This window comes from Alphaproteobacteria bacterium PA2 (assembly GCA_002256425.1).
GTDB lineage: Bacteria > Pseudomonadota > Alphaproteobacteria > Caulobacterales > Caulobacteraceae > Phenylobacterium.
Genome location: NKIZ01000001.1, coordinates 454,075 through 470,097, shown reverse-complemented (window position 1 = coordinate 470,097; position 16,023 = coordinate 454,075). Strand labels below are relative to the sequence as shown.

Sequence of the window (16,023 nt, the reverse complement as noted above, 5' to 3'; positions counted from 1 at the left end):
GGGGTGTAAACGAAGTCCTAACGCAAGATATAGGGGGCGGGGTTGATCTTCTGTGGACGAACACCAACTTTCCCTCCGGAGACCGGTAGGCTAGTCGAGCAAGATGGACACGAAAACGACACTGGTTCTGGCGGTGGTCTGCATCCTCGCCGCCGCCCTTTTCGGTTGGCGCGGCGCTCAACCCCTGAATATTCAGAAGGGACCCCGGTTGATCCCCTGGCGCCCGATGATGGCCGCTTCAGCCACTGGGGCGATCATTCTGATCGTACATCTGGTGAACCTGATGGGAGTAACCACAGGCCGCTAGCCTTCGCTGACGCGCCGCGGCCGTTTGGCCAATCCGACGACTCCGCCGGAGGACATCAATCCGATATCCGCCAGCAGGAGTGGAATGGTCCACTTGTGCGGGGCGGCTATATAACGCGGCTGCCAAAGGGGGTCGTACTTGTCCTTGTACTTCCGCACGCCCTGGAAGTTGTAGATGTCTTCGCCCCGATCAAAGAACAGCCTGCCGACCCGGGACATCATGGGCGCCAAAGGCCTGTCTTCCAGGCCCGCCAGGGGAGCCATGCCGAATTCGAAGGCCTGATAGCCCTGCTCACGCCCCCACTCGATCAACTCAACAAACAGATAGTCCATGATGTTCTTCGGGCCATCTTCGGCATAGCGCATCAGGTCCATGGAATATGAAGTCTTCGCCGCCGTGATCCAGAGATTGGCGAAGGCGACGATCCGCCCCTCGAACCGGACGATGGCGACGGGGAATTCACAGAGATATCCCGGATTGAACCCCCCCATGGTGAAGCCCTTTTCACCGCCGGCATGGGTGGCGAGCCAGGACTCGGAAATCGCGGCCAGTTCCGCAAGGTGGTCGGAGACCTGCTTCGGCTCCAGGATCTGGAAGCTGGCGCCGTCCTCACCGGCCTTGCGCCAGGCGCGTCGGAGATTGCCCCGGCGCCGCCCCTCCATCCTGAAGCTTTCAAGGGGGACGGCGGCGGCCTCCCCGACCTTCTGAATGGAAAATCCCAACTCCACCACATCCGGAAGGTTGTCGGCGCCGATGGCGTAGACACCTGGCCGCACGGCGTGAGCGTCGGCAAGTTCGCGGAACCGCCAGAGCAGTTCCAGACGCTCGTCCCGTCGCCCGACCGGCCCGCCGAGGGCGACCCAGGACCGCCCACGCACGCCAAACATGAGGAAACTCTCGCCGGACGCCGAAAAGAGAAAACGCTTGTCCCCCAGCAGGGCGAGGTTCGAGCTGGGCTCGGCGTCTTCGGCAGTGGAAAGAATGCTGCGGACCCGTTGGAAATCAGGATCGGTTTCGCCGATCACCCTTGGGGTCGCCGCTGTGGCGGTCAGCCGCCAGACCCCATAGGCCAGCAAGGCGATCGCGGCGCCGGCCCAGGCCCGGATCGACCGGGCCACGTCGCTGTCGATCATCGCCTTCCAGAACGGCTGTCCCGCATAGTCCACATGCTGGAATGACCAGAGGCCAAGCAGGCCCGCTCCGACAACCAGCGCCGCTGCAGACAGCAGCCACCCCGGTGTCACCTCCATTCGTGTCAGCTGCGCCTTTCTGGGAAAGGCGGCGCGGAAAGGCAGAAGCGCGCCAGCTATGCCAATCAGGGCGGCGGTTTCCTCCCAGACGAACCCTTTCAGCAGAGCCAGGGGCGCAGCAATGAGCACTGTGGCGATGGTCGCCGCCCAGGCTCCGTCCAGCCGGGCCCGCAGACCAAAGGCCAGCATGACCAGCACCATGCCGAGGATACTGGAAATGAAGTGGCTGACTTCGATCAGCGCCGCCGGCGTGACTTCATAGAGGGCGATGAAGCGCTCTGGCACCGATGGCGTCGCCCCTGACGCCAGGAGCATGACCCCGGCGGAGAGGCTCAGAAGAGCGGCCAGAACCGGTGCCGCGGCAAACAGGGCCGGACGCATCTCACGCCAAAATCGCATGCCGAACCCCGGGGCCGTTTCACCGAGACCATCGGATAACCGATTTGAGGCCACATTACGATGCGTCATGGGCCCCACTATCCTTCAAACAAGCGTTCGTATCTCTTGCTCCGGCCATGGCGGACGCTAAGGTGGCGCCGGAACCAACAAGGGTTGCGGAGGATTTTATGGCCGATTTCGGCGCTGGCGATCTGGATGCGTTCCGTGCAGATGTCCGCGGGTGGCTGAAGGCCAACTATCCCGAGGACTTGCGCGCACCGGGCGTTGCGACGGATCCGGAAGCCATCTGGGGCGGCCGCGCATTCGCCGGCTCAAGCGATCCGCAGATCAAGTGGATGAACGCCATGGCGTCCCGGGGGTGGACGGCGCCGCAATGGCCCAAGGCCTATGGCGGCGGCGGCCTGTCTCCTGATGAAGCCCGCGCCCTGGCCCAGGAGCTCTCAGCCGGTCGGTATCGCGACCCCCTGGCGTCCTTCGGCGTCTGGATGCTGGGCCCGGTCCTGCTGGAATACGCCAACGAGCAGCAGAAGGCCGAGCACCTGCCGGGCATCATCCAGGGCAAGTACCGCTGGTGTCAGGGCTATTCCGAGCCCGGCGCCGGCTCGGACCTGGCTTCACTGCAGACGAAATGCGAGGACAAGGGCGATCACTGGCTGATCAATGGCCAGAAGATCTGGACCTCCTACGCCAACAAGGCTGACTGGTGCTTCTGCCTGGTGCGCACGGACACCTCGAAGAAGCATGAGGGCATTTCCTTCGTCCTGATCGACATGACGACCCCCGGGGTCGAGACCCGGCCGATCCAGCTGATTTCCGGCGAAAGTCCGTTCTGCGAAACCTTCTTCACCGACGTGAAGCTTCCCAAGGAAAACCTGATCGGCAAGGTCAATGGCGGGTGGGAAATCGCCAAGCGCCTGCTGCAGTATGAGCGCCAGAACATTTCGGGCGGCTTCGGCGGCGGCGGCAGCGCCGGCGGCACGGCCGGCGATCTGGGCCAGATCGCAAAATCCTATCTGGGTTGCGATGAAACCGGCGCCCTGGCCGACCGCGACCTGCGCACCAGGATTACGAAGAACAAGATGGACTTCGACTGCTTCTACAGGACCATCTCCCGGGTGGCTGCAGAGTCAAAAGCCTCGAACGGGCCTTCGGCGGCCACCTCCATCATCAAGTATGCAGCAGCGACCTTCGCCCAGGAACGCTCGGAGCTGATGATCGAGTCCATGGGTGCTCAGGGCCTTGGCTGGGACGGCGATGATTTTTCCGCCCAGGAGCTTGCAGCAACCCACGGCTGGCTTAGATCCAAGGGCAATTCGATCGAAGGCGGAACTTCGGAAGTGAATGTAAACGTGGTGGCCAAGCGCGTGCTTGGCCTGCCCGATCCCAAGTAGGACCAGAACAGATGGCGGACAGCGGCGAAGTCGAGACGGAAACCTTCCGGGCTGAAGCAAAGGCCTGGCTCGAGGCGAACTTTCCGGAGAGCCTGAAGTCGGATCCGGCGGCACAGCTCGCCGCCATGGGCGGGGGCAAGGAAAGCCCCGACGCCCGGGCCTGGCGCGAGGCCATGGGAGCCAAGGGCTGGGGCGTTCCCACCTGGCCGGCCCAGTATGGCGGCGGCGGCCTGAACCGCAATCAGGCCCGGGTGCTGGCCGAGGAAATGGCGAAGATCGGCGCACGCAACCCGATCGGCGGCATGGGCGTCATGATGTTCGGCCCGACCCTGATCGAATACGGAACCGAAGAGCTGAAGCGGCAGCACATGCCGGGCATCGTCACCGGCTCGGTCCGCTGGTGTCAGGGCTATTCCGAGCCGGGATCGGGATCCGATCTGGCCTCCCTTCAGACCCGCGCCGAGGACAAGGGTGACCACTGGCTGGTCAATGGCTCCAAGATCTGGACCAGCGGCGCAAACCTGGCGGACCGGTGTTTCTGCCTGGTCCGGACCGACTCCACCAAGAAGCACGAAGGCATCAGCTTCCTGCTGATAGACATGACTTCGCCGGGAGTTGAGGTTCGCCCCATCCTGCTGATCAATGGCACCTCGCCCTTCTGCGAGACCTTCTTCACCGACGTGAAGGTGCCCAAGGACCAGCTCTTCGGCCCGCTCAACGGCGGCTGGACGGTCGCCAAGCGCCTCCTGCAGTTCGAGCGCGACAATATCTCGGCAGGACTGGGCGGCGGCTCGATCGGAGCGCCCATTGCAGCCCTCACCGTCAAACAGGCGGCCGTGGACTATGTAGGCGTTGACGAAACCGGACGCCTTTCAGACGCTGACCTGCGCCGCCGGATCACCGAGCACCAGATGGAGGTTCACGCCTTCCAGATGACCGTTCGGCGGGCCGCGGATGAAGCCCGCGCCGGCAATGGCCCGTCAGCAGCCACCTCGATCATGAAGTATGCCGGGGCCAAGATTGCCCAGGATCGCAATGAGCTCATTGTCGAGGCTCTCGGCCAGAACGGTCTTGGCTGGGAAGGCGACGGCTTTGCAGGCCCCGAGCTCGCAGCCGTAAGGACATGGCTGCGGTCAAAGGGCAACTCGATCGAAGGCGGGACGTCCGAGATCAATCTGAATGTTGTGTCCAAGCGGGTTCTGGCCCTTCCGGACCCGAAATAGGCGACTCCACCCTGGCGCCATTTTGTGCTAGGGTCTCTATTAAAATATTGAATTATAGGGAGAATTTAGATGGCGGATTTTGGTGGCGGTGAACTGGAAGCCTTCCGTGCGGAAGCGGCCCAGTGGCTTGACGAGAACTTCCCCAAGGCCCTGGGCAAGGACCCGGAGGCCCTGCTCGCCCTGGTGATGTCCCCGGCTGAAGCGACCGGCGACTACAAGCTCTGGAAGGAACGTATGGGCGCCAAGGGCTGGGGTGTTCCCACCTGGCCTGCTCAATATGGCGGCGGCGGCCTGTCTCCTGCCGAGGCGCGGGTCCTGCAGCAGGAAATGGCCCGGGTCGGCGCGGTCAATCCGATCGGCGGCATGGGTGTCGGCATGTTCGGCCCGACTCTGCTGGAGTACGGCACCGAAGAGCAGAAGATGCGCTATATCCCCGACATCGTCACCGCCAAGGTGCGCTGGTGTCAGGGCTTCTCCGAGCCTGGCGCGGGATCCGACCTGGCCTCGCTGCAGACCCGGGCGGAAGACAAGGGCGACCATTTCCTGGTGAACGGCTCGAAGATCTGGACCTCAGGCGCCCAGTATGCCGACATGATCTTCTGCCTGGTCCGGACCGACAACACCAAGAAGCACGAGGGCATTTCCTTCGTGGTCTTCTCCATGCGCGATCCGGGCGTCGAAATCCGTCCGATCAAGCTGATCGCCGGCAATTCGCCCTTCTGCGAAACCTTCATCACCGACGTGAAGGTGCCCAAGGAAAACCTGATCGGCCCGCTGAACGGCGGCTGGAGCGTGGCCAAGCGCCTGCTGCAGCACGAACGGTCGGGCATGAATGGCGCCCGCGGCGCCCCGGTTGCTGAACCGGCGCTGGGCGTGGTGGCGAAGAAGTATATGGGCGAGGACGCCAGCGGCCGCCTGGCTGACACTGACCTGCGCACCCGGATCATCATGAACGAAATGGACAAGCGGGCCCTGGCCCAGACTGTCCGCCGTGCTGCACTCGAGGCCAAGGGCAATTCCGGCCCCAGCGCAGCAACCTCGATCCTGAAGAACGCCAATATGAAGACTATGCAGGACCGCGCTGAACTGACCCTGGAATTCATGGGGCATCAGGGTCTGGGCTGGGAAGGCGATGACTTCACGGCAGAGGAACTGGCGGCAGTGCGCGGCTGGCTGGGCGGAAAGGCCGGGTCCATCTACGGCGGATCCAACGAAGTTCAGTCCAACATCATCTCGAAGCGGATTCTGGGCCTCCCGGACCTGACGCAGAGCCACTAAATGGGCTAAGGGCGTTCCCATTATCCCGACTGACATTTTTGAAGGAGTTTATTATGGCCGACTTTGGCGGCAGTGATCTGGAGACCCTGCGGTCCGAAGCGCGAGCTTGGATCGAGGCGAACTTCCCGGCGGAACTCAAGGGCCGCCCGAACCCGATGATGCGCGAAGAGCGCTCGACCCCGAGCCCTGCCCAGGAAGCCTGGCGCAAGGCCATGGGCGAAAAGGGTTGGGGTGTTCCCACCTGGCCGGCCCAGTATGGCGGCGGTGGCCTTTCGGCTGCTGAAGGCCGGGTCATCCAGCAGGAGTTGGGACGTGCAGGCGCCTACAATCCGATCGGCGGCATGGGCGTCATGATGTTCGGCCCCACCCTCCTGGAATACGGCACGGAAGCCCAGAAGCAGGAGCACATCCCGAAGATCGTCAAGGGTGAAGTCCAGTGGTGCCAGGGCTTCTCCGAGCCTGGCGCAGGTTCCGACCTGGCGGCCCTGTCCACCAAGTGCGAGGACAAGGGCGATCACTTCCTGATCAATGGTCAGAAGATCTGGACCAGCGGCGCCCAGTTCGCTGACTGGTGCTTCTGCCTGGTCCGGACGGACACCAGCAAGAAGCATGAAGGCATTTCCTTCGTCCTCTTCACCATGCACCAGCCAGGCGTGGAAGTTCGGCCGATCCCCTTGATCGCCGGCAATTCACCGTTCTGCGAGACCTTCTTCACCGACGCCCGTGCTGAGAAGCACAATCTGGTCGGACCGCTGAACGGTGGTTGGACCATCGCCAAGCGCCTGCTTCAGCATGAGCGTGGCGGCCTCAGCGGCGGCGGCGGCGGATTTGGCGGTCGCAGCCTGATCGACATGGCCAAGCAATATGTGGGCGTGGACGAACACGGTCGCATTGCAGACCCTGACCTTCGGACGCGGATCATCGCCCTGGAGATCGAGGGCCGTTCCTTCCAGCAGACCGCAGCCCGCGCTATGATGGAAAGCAAGGGCAATTCAGCCCCCAGCGCAGCGACCTCGATCATGAAGAACGCCGGCACCCAGTGGATGCAGGCCCGACATGAAATGACCCTGGAAATCATGGGGCATCAGGGTCTGGGCTGGGAAGGTGACGACTTTACCGCAGAGGAGCTCGGCGCCGTCCGCGGCTGGCTTGGCGGCAAGGCCTTCACCATCTATGGCGGCTCGCAGGAAGTTCAGTCGAACATCATTTCCAAGCGGATCCTGGGTCTGCCGGACCTGACCCAACACACCTGATCCACACCAGACTTCACATTCAGGGATCGCCAGAGGCGGTTCCAGACCAACAAACGAACTGACTAGAGGAAACATTCAAATGGCCGTTCTGAACGAAGAACAGAGCATGCTCCGCGACGCCGCCAAGAGCTGGACTCAGGAAAAGAGCCCGGTGACGGCGTTCCGCAAGATGCGCGACAGCGGCGTGGAAGTCGGCTTCGACGCCGCCGCCTGGAACGAAATGGCCGAGATGGGCTGGGCCGGGGTCATCATCCCCGAAGAGTTCGGCGGATCCGATTTCGGCTATCTGTCCATGGGCCTGATCCTGGAAGAACTGGGCCGGACCCTGACGGCTTCCCCCCTGCTGGCCTCCGGCCTCGGCGCCGCCAGCGCCCTGGTTCTCGGTGGCTCCGCCGCCCAGAAGTCCGAATGGCTGCCGAAGATCGCCGAAGGCGCCGCCATTGGCGCCCTCGCCGTCGATGAAGGCGCCCACCACGCCCCGGAAAAGGTCGCCCTGGCGGCAACCAAGTCGGGCGCTGGCTACAGCCTCTCTGGCGCCAAGAGCTTCGTGCTCGAAGGCCTGGCCGCCAATGTCCTGATCGTCTCGGCCCGCACCTCGGGCAAGCCGGGCGACAAGGACGGCATCACCCTGTTCGTGGTCCCCGCGGACGCCAAGGGGATCAGCCGCAAGCGTCTGGCCCTGGCCGACAACCGTGGCGCCGCCAACATTACCTTCGACAAGGTGGAAGTGGGCGCTGACGCGGTCCTGGGTGAAGTCGACAAGGGCTATCCGGTCCTGGAAAAGGTCCTCGACCGCGCCCGGGCCGGCATCAGCGCTGAAATGCTGGGCGCCGCCGTCCAGGCCTTCGAGACCACCCTGGACTACCTCAAGGTCCGCGTTCAGTTCGGCCAGGTCATCGGCTCCTTCCAGGCCCTGCAGCACCGCGCGGCCAAGATGTTCACGGATCTGGAACTTGCCCGCAGCGCCGTCGAGGCGGCCCTTGCCGCTATCGACAATGACAGCCCCGACGTTCCGGAACTGGTCAGCCTTGCCAAGGCCAAGATGGGCGACGTCTTCCACGTCGTGTCCAACGAAATGGTCCAGATGCACGGCGGCATCGGCATGACCGACGCCCATGATGCAGGCTTCTATCTGAAGCGCGCCCGGGCTTGCGAGGCCGCCTATGGCAGCCAGAGCTATCACCGGGATCGCTACGCGCGCATCCAGGGCTACTAAGCCACAAGGCGCCGGGGGCAAGCCCCCCGCGCCGGCGTAGATGATCAGCCCCGCAACCCTACGGTTGCGGGGCTTTTCTTTGACCAATTGATCCCCAGGCCATCCACAAATTTTTCTCGCCTGATACGTGTATGTTCGGGGAGCGTTATCCTTGGCATGCTAGAACCCACCTTCTGACAGGCTCCAACCTGTCTGCAATTGATGGGTTTCCATGAGTCTTCTCTTCGCTGTCGCTCAAGCGGTCCTCGCCGCCAGCCCCGCTCCGGCGGCGACAGGTGTAGTGGACTATCCGCCCGCATTCTTCGAGGCGGCCCATCCGACCACAGCCCGGGATATGCTGGACCGGATTCCAGGCTTTACCTTCGAAGGTGGCGAGAGCGTCCGTGGCTATGAGGGCGCCGCCGGCAATGTCCTCGTCGATGGTCAGAGGCCGGCTGCAAAGACGGATACCCTTGACGCCATACTGAGACGCATTCCGACCTCCAGCGTCTCCCACATCGAAATCATCCGCGGCGGCGCGACGGGCGTGGACATGCAGGGCCGTAGCGTCCTGGCCAATGTGGTGCTGAAGAAGGAAAGCATCAGCAAGTTCCAGGTCAGCACGGTTGCGACCTATCAGCCGGCAAAGGGGCGTATCACGCCTCAGATGAGGATTGTCGGTTCCGGAGGCGGCGACGATCGCAAATGGGAATTCAGTCTGTTTGGCGGCAGTTATGTCGACGGGTCCTATGGTGATGGACCGACCCTGAGGACCAATGGTCAGGGCGCAACCATCCAGACAGGGCGCTCACAATCCCACGCAGGTGGACAGAGCTATCAGGTCACAGGCGCCTACGAACTTCCGGTAGCGCAAGGGCGGTTGCGACTGAACGGCCTGATTGTCAAAGCGCCTTATGATGACGACATCTCCAACCGGATAGTGTCTCCCGTATCGATCCTTGAACGGGAACATGTCAGCAATGACACCGACAGCTCCGAGGTTGGCCTGCGCTACAGTCGCACCCTGACCACTCGGTCCCAGCTTGAACTTGTCGCATTGCGGCAAGCGAAGGAAATAAGGTTTGCCGACGCGGTTCGGAGCCCTTCCGATATCGTTGATTTTTCACAGGACTCCAAAACGGAGGAGAAAATCCTCAGAGGAATCTGGAAGCAGAAGGTGAGCCCTTCGGTTTCCTGGGAATTGGGCGCTGAGGCTGCGTTCAACACACTGCACAACCGTATCGCCTATGTGGCGAATGGCCAGAAGATCTCATTGCCCAGCGCAAACGTCACCGTGACGGAAAACCGCTATGAGGCTATCGCCAAGGCTGTTTGGTCGCCCGACAGCGCCTGGTCGGTGGAAGCCGATCTCAGGCAGGAGCATTCGGAGATCGCATCCAAAGGCGACACGGTGCTGTCCAAGTCCCTCTCCTACACAAAGCCGCGGCTTGCGGTGAAGTGGAGCTATGGCAGCGGCGATCAGATCCGCTTCAGGCTCGAACGCGAAGTGGGACAGCTCAAGTTTGCGGACTTCACGGCCACCTCCGCCCTCAAGAACGGTGTCATTACTGCGGGAAACCCTGACCTGGCGCCTGAGCAGGGCTGGGTGACTGAGTTAGCCTCCGAGCATCAGGTTCTGGGGCGCGGCGCCATTGTCGTTACAGGCAGGCACATCAGTCTCTCCGACGTTATTGATCGCGCGCCGATTTTTGCGAAGACAGGGGTCATAGATTCACCGGCAAACATCGGGTCCGGGACCAAGGATGAGTTGTCGGTCAAGGCAACCCTTCCATTGGACGGGTTTGGCGCCAAGGGTGTGCAGTTGCAAACAAATGCGACCTGGCGACGTTCGCGTGTCACCGATCCCACCACGCATCTGAAGCGAAGTATTTCAAACCTTCCGGACAAGAGCTGGGATGTACTCCTCACCTGGGATTTGCCAGACCGGAAACTGAACCTGACGCTTTCAGTCGCGGAGGAAATGAAATCGTCAAACTATCGTTTTGATCAGGTCGAACTGCTGAAAGTCAGTCCGTTCGTAAAGCTTGCAGCTGTCTGGACGCCGGACCCAAGGACAGTGGTGCGGATTGAGGTTCAGAACATTACCAGCCAGTCGGTTCTGTACGCCCACGATGTCTACCGAGGGGCCCGCTCAACATCCGCTCTTGCATTTCGCGACACGAGGCAGGAGAGCCTTGGACAACTTGTAAGTCTTGGTATCCGCAAGACCTTCTAGGAGGACTGCGCCAGGAACGCGACCGCTCGGATCCAGAACAAAAAGAAGGGCAGGAACCATGGTTCCTGCCCTCTGCATTGCTAAATCATCAACTTCAAACCCGAGTCCGGCACGCCGGAGGCTCAGACGAAGCGTAATGCTTAGTTGGTGGCCAGCGGAGACACATTGCCCCAGTTGGTCGCCAGCGGAGACACATTGCCCCAGTTGGTGGCCAGCGGAGACACATTGCCCCAGTTGGTGGCCAGCGGAGACACATTGCCCCAGTTGGTGGCCAGCGGAGAAACGCTGCCCCAGTTCGTCGACGCTTGACCCGCGGTTGCAGCGCCCGCCAGGGCGGTGACGGCTGCAAAAGCGGCGCATGCGGCGATCGTCTTCATAGTCGACTTGCCCATACTCATGCTCCCTGAAAGCCGCCGCCCCAAAACAACCGATTTCGCTCGGGGGGCGAGTTCCATTCATGATCCTAGTTGTGGCGACACCATAGAGTCAATTCTTGGTAACCGTGTTTTTTCAACCTATGGAAACTATCTCGGGTAACCTTTTCAGTTAACCACGCTAGTTAATGAGCAGACATGTACAGAAGTTTTCCGCCTTTTGAGGCGCCACGGACCCTTGTTAACTATATAACGTGTTGATTTCCCGGGCCGCAGCGGAACTGGCGAACTTTGCAGCGTGATGATTGTTCGGCCTGACGCACAATTCAGTGACACCATTCAATCAGAATTCATGCTGCCTGTTCTTCAGTATTTAATTTCATGCGTTAATATTCATTAACGCTGAAATCGCCGAACTGTTAACGGAAAACGGCCGTTTCTGCGCCCGGAGAAGGCTTCCTGGGTGCCGCCTCTACACAACCTTTCAGCGACTCACACGATCGCCTTGCATTTGCCCGGATCGGACGTTTTAAGTGGCACGCTCCATGCCACTTTCCCCAGTCAGGTGATTCATGATCCGCCCAGTACTTGTCGCAGTTGCAGTCTTCGGACTGTCAGGAACGCCAGGCCAGGCTGCCGCACAGACGCCGACTTCGGCCGCCCAGGCCTCGGTGCGCGCAGCCTGCATGTCGTCCATCAGGAGCCTGTGTTCCGCTGAGGCCATATCCGGCGACCGCTCTTCGGTCCGCGCCTGCCTGATCAAGAACCTCGACAAGGCGACCGCGGAGTGCCAGTCGGCCGTCAAGGCTGCTGCACGGTCAGTCCAGGACTAGGTGTTGTTTTCTCCTAAGGGACACTTGGCTCATCGCGGTGGCCTGATAGGGTTGACCCAAGAAACACCTGGGTGGGGAAAAGCGCCGTGAGCCAACTGGTCAAGACGACGGATTCGGGACACGTCCGGACAATCATTCTGAATCGCGCGGAAAAGAAGAACGCGCTGAGCACGGAACTGGCCTGGGGCGTCATCGAGGCCGTTGACGCCGCAGCCAAGGACGACAATGTCTGGGTCGTCGCCATCACCGGCAGCGGAGACGCCTTCTGCGCCGGCCTGGATCTGTCTGGCAGCGAGCCATACTCACCACACTCCAGGCAGACCACCCAGCTGGATGACGTGTCCTGGGTCGGTAACTTCCTGCTCGCCATCCGCAAGCGATGCGACAAGCCTGTGGTGGGCGGGATCAACGGCGTGGCCGTGGGCGCCGGTCTCGGCCTGGCCATGTCGACTGACGTGAGGCTGGTGGCCCGAAGCGCCCGTCTTATGGCAGGGTATACGCGTATTGGCGGGTCACCCGACGCCGGCCTGACCATCACGCTTCCCCAGGCCATGGGCTATGAAAAGGCCATGCGCTTCATGATGGAGAACCGCACCGTAACGGGTGATGACGCCGTCGCCTGGGGCCTGGCAGGAGAGGCTGTGGATGACGACAAATTCGCCGACCGACTGCAGGAATACTGCCAGAGCCTCTGCGAATGGTCGCCCATCACGCTGAGGCTGCTCAAGCGGGGCATGGTGAAGTCCTACGAGACGACGGACCTGGAAACACAGTTGCGCTATGAGGTTTCGAACATCCGGATGGCCTTCGCCAGTGAAGATGCGCAGGAAGCCCGCAAGGCCTTCTTTGAGAAGCGCAAGCCGGTGTTCAAGGGAAGATAGTACGGTCACACCCTGGGGTGGCTGGACAGGTGGGCGGAAAATGGTCAATTGCCGCAGGGACATTGATTAACCACCGCCCATTCAGGAGCTTTCCCATGCGACCCATGATCGGCCTTGCGGCCATTGCGCTCTGCGCGCCCCTCTTCCTTGCGGCCACCGGCGCAAGCGCGGCCGACACCCCCGCCACGCGGAACTATGATTGCTCCAAGGCCGGCAACGCCAACAAGGCGGCCTGCAAGGGCGTGACGCCCGCACCTGTCGCGGCCAAGCCGGCGGCCAAGCCCGCTGCAAAGCCAGCTGCAAAGCCAGCTGCAAAGCCCGCCGCCGCCCCTGCGGCGCGCAACTATGACTGCTCCAAGGCGGGTAACGCCAACAAGGCCGCCTGCAAGGGTGTTGCTGCTGCCCAGGTCGCCGCAAAGCCGACCCCGATGGTCGCCGCCAAGCCGGCCGCAAAGCCCGCTGCAAAGCCTGCGCCCATGGCCGCCGCCCGCCCAACCAACGGGAATACCCGGGTGGTTGAGTGGACCACAAAAACCGGCAAGGTCGTCCACTATGACTGCTCCAAGGCAGGCAACCTGAACAAGACCGCCTGCAAGTAACCGTCAGGGGCGCTGCAGGGTCATGCAGTCTGCGGCGCCTTCTCGAACCGCCAACGACCTATCGGGCCGGCGTCTGCTCAGCGACGCGGACGCCGCCCCACCTCTGCAAGGCGCCGATCAGCATGGCGGGCGATATGGGCTTGCCGATATGGTCATTCATGCCGGCCTCTGAACTGGCCTTGAGATGCTCGGGCAGGACATTGGCGCTGAGGGCGACGATCGGCGTCAGACTGTTCTCGGACTCAAGGGCGCGAATGGCCCTGGCGGCGGCAAAGCCATCCATGCCCGGCATCTGAAGATCCATGAGGATCAGATCGTAAGGCCTCCTCATGGCCGCAGATACAGCCGCGGCGCCGCTGTCAGCCTCCTCAACTTCCTGACCGATGGCCTCCAGCAGGGCGCGCACCAGCTCACGGTTGGTGTTGAGATCGTCAACCACAAGGATCCGCAGGGGCTCGGCGCCCGTCCCGGAGTCGATCTCATCGGAATTATCCGCAGGGGCGCCTTGCCCCGCCGCCAGGCTCTCAGGGGTAGGAATCCAGAATTCAAAAGTCGACCCCCTGCCAACTTCAGAGGTCACTGATATCTCGCCACCAAGCAGGGTGGTCAGCTGGCGGCAGATCGACAGGCCAAGGCCAGTGCCGCCATAGCGCCGCGTGATGGAGCCATCGACCTGGGAGAAGCGCTGGAAGAGGCGGCCGATCTTGTCCTCGGGGACGCCGACCCCGGTGTCAGTCACCGACAGGGAAAGACGCGAGCCGACCGGGTCATAGGCGCTGTGAACCGAGACCGATCCTGACTCGGTGAATTTGAGGGCGTTGCTCACCAGGTTGCTGAGGATCTGCCTCAGTCTACCGCCATCCAGATAGAGGTAGGGCGGACAGGCATCGTCTATCGACAGGCTCAGTGACAGACCCTTCTCGGAAGCCTGGCTCGTGAAATTGCCGATGGCGTCGTCGAGAAGAAGGCGGATCTGGATGTCCTGGGGATCAGCCTCGATCTGCCCAACCTCCAGCTTGGAAAAGTCGAGAATGTCATTGACCACCTCGAGCAGGGCCCGACTGCTTGTGGCCACACGTCGGGCATAGGATGCGGCGGTGGCCGACAGGTCAGGCAATCCGATAAGCAGGTTGGAAAAGCCGATGATCCCTGTCAGCGGGGTCCGGATTTCATGGCTCATATTGGCCAGGAACTCGCTCTTGGCCTCAGCAGCGGCCTCGGCCCTTTGCTTGGCCTGCAGCAGGTCTTCCTCGAGCCGCCGACGCAGGGTCACATCCCGGAAATTGGTGACCGCTGATGTCGGCCGACCCACATCATTCCGGATCGCCGTCGGATAACCCTCAAGCCAGACCCATGAGCCATCCTTGGTCCGGAACCTGAATTCGCCGCGCAGGGCGCCGTCAGACTGGGCGTCGGCGAAGACATTGCGCAAAAGCTCAATCGTCCCCGCCTGATCATCCGGATGAACAAAATCGAGGGAGGGATGACCAATAAGGTCATCTGGGGAATAGCCGAGCCGCCTGACGGAAGGCGAGGCATAGAGAATATTGGCGTTGGGCGCCGTCCAGACCACAATATCCGTGGTGTGGTCGGCAAGCATCCTGAAGCGGGCTTCGCTTTCCAGAAGGGCGGCCTGCCGGTCGTGCGCTTCAGTCACGTCGACCACTGTCCCCAGCAGGGTCACGGTGTCGCTCCCTGCGGGACGCTCGGCGATGAACCTCACTGAGACCCGCCGATATACGCCATCGGGGCGGCGGATCCGGGTCTCGAAGCCGGCCCCCTGACCACTCATGATCGCATTGCCGACCGTATTCCAGACCCGCTGCTGATCGGCCTGATCACACAGGGCCATGATATCAGCCAATGCTATGGGCGGATCCCTCCGCTCAAGGCCATGGATGCGATACCCGCCTTCGGACATGGTGAATTCATAGGTGGCGCCGTCGAGTCGCCAGTGCCCCATGCCAGAGACCTCTTCAGCCATCAGGGCCAATTGGTGGGCCTCTGCATTGGCCTCAGCACTCTGACGGGCTGCGGCCAACGCCATGGCTTCACGCTTCTGACTCATGGCCAGGGTGATCTGGACGGTCCGGAAAACAAGATAGACCAGGAGGGGGCTGGCCAGGAGGGTGACAATGCCAAGGCTCGCCCCTGTGGCCAACAGACGGGTCGATTCAACCCCCAGGGTTGCGCAAAGGGCAAGGATAAGGGGCGAAATCCGGAACCAGAGCCTTGCCGGATTGTCGAAACTGACCACCACGGTCTGAAAGATCACCAATCCACAGGCGACGACCGCGAGGGTTTGCGCCGGCCCTCCGTGTCCATAGAGCGCGAACGCGGCCGCGCCATATCCAGCTGTCGTCAACCACTGGGCCGCCGCCTCGAGACGAACGGCGCCCCGACGCGCGGCCGCCACCTCTGTCCCAAGCAGACAAGCCATGACCACGAACCAGCCGCCTGGAAGCGCCAGACCAAAGACCGGCGTGGAAGCGACAAAGATGATCAGGGTGATCAGGGTGTGCAGAGGCGCACTGGAGGCGGCATGGGTGGATTGGGCCATCCCCTGGCTATCCGCAGCGACGCCCATCATGGAGCGAATGTCGGGTAGGTACTTCATGCGTCGCCCGGAGGACTTTGGCTCCTTACGATCCTGACCTGCCGCCGTCCCGGATGAGACGCCTCAAGCCTTGTCTACCCAAGTTGGGGCGGTGGCCGCCAATCACTTCAAGTCAGTTTGTCACACAGATATTGCCATTTCCAAACCAGTGTCGGCCCCTTGAGTGACATCTGGGTCAATGGCATTG

Annotated in this window: 12 protein-coding genes and 1 pseudogene; 10 read left to right on the top strand and 3 right to left on the bottom strand. The window is 62.0% G+C overall.

Features of this window, described 5'->3' with window-relative positions; genetic code table 11:
- Positions 1–103: 103 nt before the first annotated feature.
- Complete coding sequence (locus CFE28_02335; protein OYU68929.1) at positions 104–307, top strand: hypothetical protein; 204 nt, start codon at positions 104–106, stop codon at positions 305–307.
- On the opposite strand, the gene CFE28_02330 is transcribed toward CFE28_02335, so the two are convergent.
- On the bottom strand, positions 304–1,956 hold the full coding sequence (locus CFE28_02330) for an oxacillin resistance protein FmtC (protein ID OYU68928.1): 1,653 nt from the start codon (positions 1,954–1,956) through the stop codon (positions 304–306). The genes CFE28_02335 and CFE28_02330 overlap by 4 nt on opposite strands.
- Positions 1,957–2,123: 167 nt before the next feature.
- Between CFE28_02330 and CFE28_02325 the strand changes: the two genes are divergently transcribed.
- From CFE28_02325 to CFE28_02300, 6 genes are all read left to right on the top strand, one after another.
- On the top strand, positions 2,124–3,347 hold the full coding sequence (locus tag CFE28_02325; GenBank protein ID OYU68927.1) for an acyl-CoA dehydrogenase: 1,224 nt from the start codon (positions 2,124–2,126) through the stop codon (positions 3,345–3,347).
- Between the two features lie 11 nt (positions 3,348–3,358).
- Positions 3,359–4,570, top strand: a complete 1,212-nt coding sequence (locus CFE28_02320; protein ID OYU68926.1) for an acyl-CoA dehydrogenase — start codon at positions 3,359–3,361, stop codon at positions 4,568–4,570.
- 69 nt (positions 4,571–4,639) lie between these two features.
- Positions 4,640–5,848: an acyl-CoA dehydrogenase gene (locus tag CFE28_02315; GenBank protein OYU68925.1), complete on the top strand. Its 1,209-nt coding sequence runs from the start codon at positions 4,640–4,642 to the stop codon at positions 5,846–5,848.
- Between the two features lie 53 nt (positions 5,849–5,901).
- A complete protein-coding gene (locus CFE28_02310; GenBank protein OYU68924.1) occupies positions 5,902–7,101 on the top strand; it encodes an acyl-CoA dehydrogenase in 1,200 nt (399 codons plus the stop codon).
- 79 nt (positions 7,102–7,180) lie between these two features.
- Positions 7,181–8,317, top strand: a complete 1,137-nt coding sequence (locus tag CFE28_02305) for an acyl-CoA dehydrogenase (protein ID OYU68923.1) — start codon at positions 7,181–7,183, stop codon at positions 8,315–8,317.
- A 211-nt stretch (positions 8,318–8,528) separates the two neighbouring features.
- Positions 8,529–10,532, top strand: a complete 2,004-nt coding sequence (locus tag CFE28_02300) for a TonB-dependent receptor (protein ID OYU68922.1) — start codon at positions 8,529–8,531, stop codon at positions 10,530–10,532.
- 140 nt (positions 10,533–10,672) lie between these two features.
- On the opposite strand, the gene CFE28_02295 is transcribed toward CFE28_02300, so the two are convergent.
- A complete protein-coding gene (locus CFE28_02295; GenBank protein ID OYU68921.1) occupies positions 10,673–10,924 on the bottom strand; it encodes a hypothetical protein in 252 nt (83 codons plus the stop codon).
- 554 nt (positions 10,925–11,478) lie between these two features.
- Here CFE28_02295 and CFE28_02290 point away from each other — a divergent pair.
- The 3 genes and pseudogenes from CFE28_02290 to CFE28_02280 all read left to right on the top strand — a co-directional run bounded on the left by CFE28_02290 (position 11,479) and on the right by CFE28_02280 (position 13,093).
- Complete coding sequence (locus CFE28_02290; GenBank protein OYU68920.1) at positions 11,479–11,739, top strand: hypothetical protein; 261 nt, start codon at positions 11,479–11,481, stop codon at positions 11,737–11,739.
- A gap of 71 nt (positions 11,740–11,810) precedes the next feature.
- Positions 11,811–12,620, top strand: coding sequence for an enoyl-CoA hydratase (locus tag CFE28_02285; GenBank protein OYU68919.1), 810 nt, complete (start codon positions 11,811–11,813; stop codon positions 12,618–12,620).
- A gap of 260 nt (positions 12,621–12,880) precedes the next feature.
- Positions 12,881–13,093: pseudogene (locus tag CFE28_02280) on the top strand (hypothetical protein).
- Positions 13,094–13,277: 184 nt separating this feature from the next.
- On the opposite strand, the gene CFE28_02275 reads toward CFE28_02280, so the two are convergent.
- Entirely contained in the window at positions 13,278–15,836 is a 2,559-nt protein-coding gene (locus CFE28_02275; GenBank protein OYU68918.1) for a hypothetical protein, read from the bottom strand.
- Positions 15,837–16,023: the final 187 nt, after the last annotated feature.

Bases quoted from the DNA above. Each gene is read 5' to 3' on its own strand.
- CFE28_02320 (OYU68926.1), top strand. From the start codon at position 3,359: ATGGCGGACAGCGGCGAAGTCGAGACGGAAACCTTCCGGGCTGAAGCA.
- CFE28_02330 (OYU68928.1), bottom strand. From the start codon at position 1,956: ATGCGATTTTGGCGTGAGATGCGTCCGGCCCTGTTTGCCGCGGCACCG.
- CFE28_02305 (OYU68923.1), top strand. From the start codon at position 7,181: ATGGCCGTTCTGAACGAAGAACAGAGCATGCTCCGCGACGCCGCCAAG.
- CFE28_02295 (OYU68921.1), bottom strand. From the start codon at position 10,924: ATGGGCAAGTCGACTATGAAGACGATCGCCGCATGCGCCGCTTTTGCA.
- CFE28_02335 (OYU68929.1), top strand. From the start codon at position 104: ATGGACACGAAAACGACACTGGTTCTGGCGGTGGTCTGCATCCTCGCC.
- CFE28_02300 (OYU68922.1), top strand. From the start codon at position 8,529: ATGAGTCTTCTCTTCGCTGTCGCTCAAGCGGTCCTCGCCGCCAGCCCC.
- CFE28_02275 (OYU68918.1), bottom strand. From the start codon at position 15,836: ATGAAGTACCTACCCGACATTCGCTCCATGATGGGCGTCGCTGCGGAT.
- CFE28_02310 (OYU68924.1), top strand. From the start codon at position 5,902: ATGGCCGACTTTGGCGGCAGTGATCTGGAGACCCTGCGGTCCGAAGCG.
- CFE28_02325 (OYU68927.1), top strand. From the start codon at position 2,124: ATGGCCGATTTCGGCGCTGGCGATCTGGATGCGTTCCGTGCAGATGTC.
- CFE28_02315 (OYU68925.1), top strand. From the start codon at position 4,640: ATGGCGGATTTTGGTGGCGGTGAACTGGAAGCCTTCCGTGCGGAAGCG.
- CFE28_02290 (OYU68920.1), top strand. From the start codon at position 11,479: ATGATCCGCCCAGTACTTGTCGCAGTTGCAGTCTTCGGACTGTCAGGA.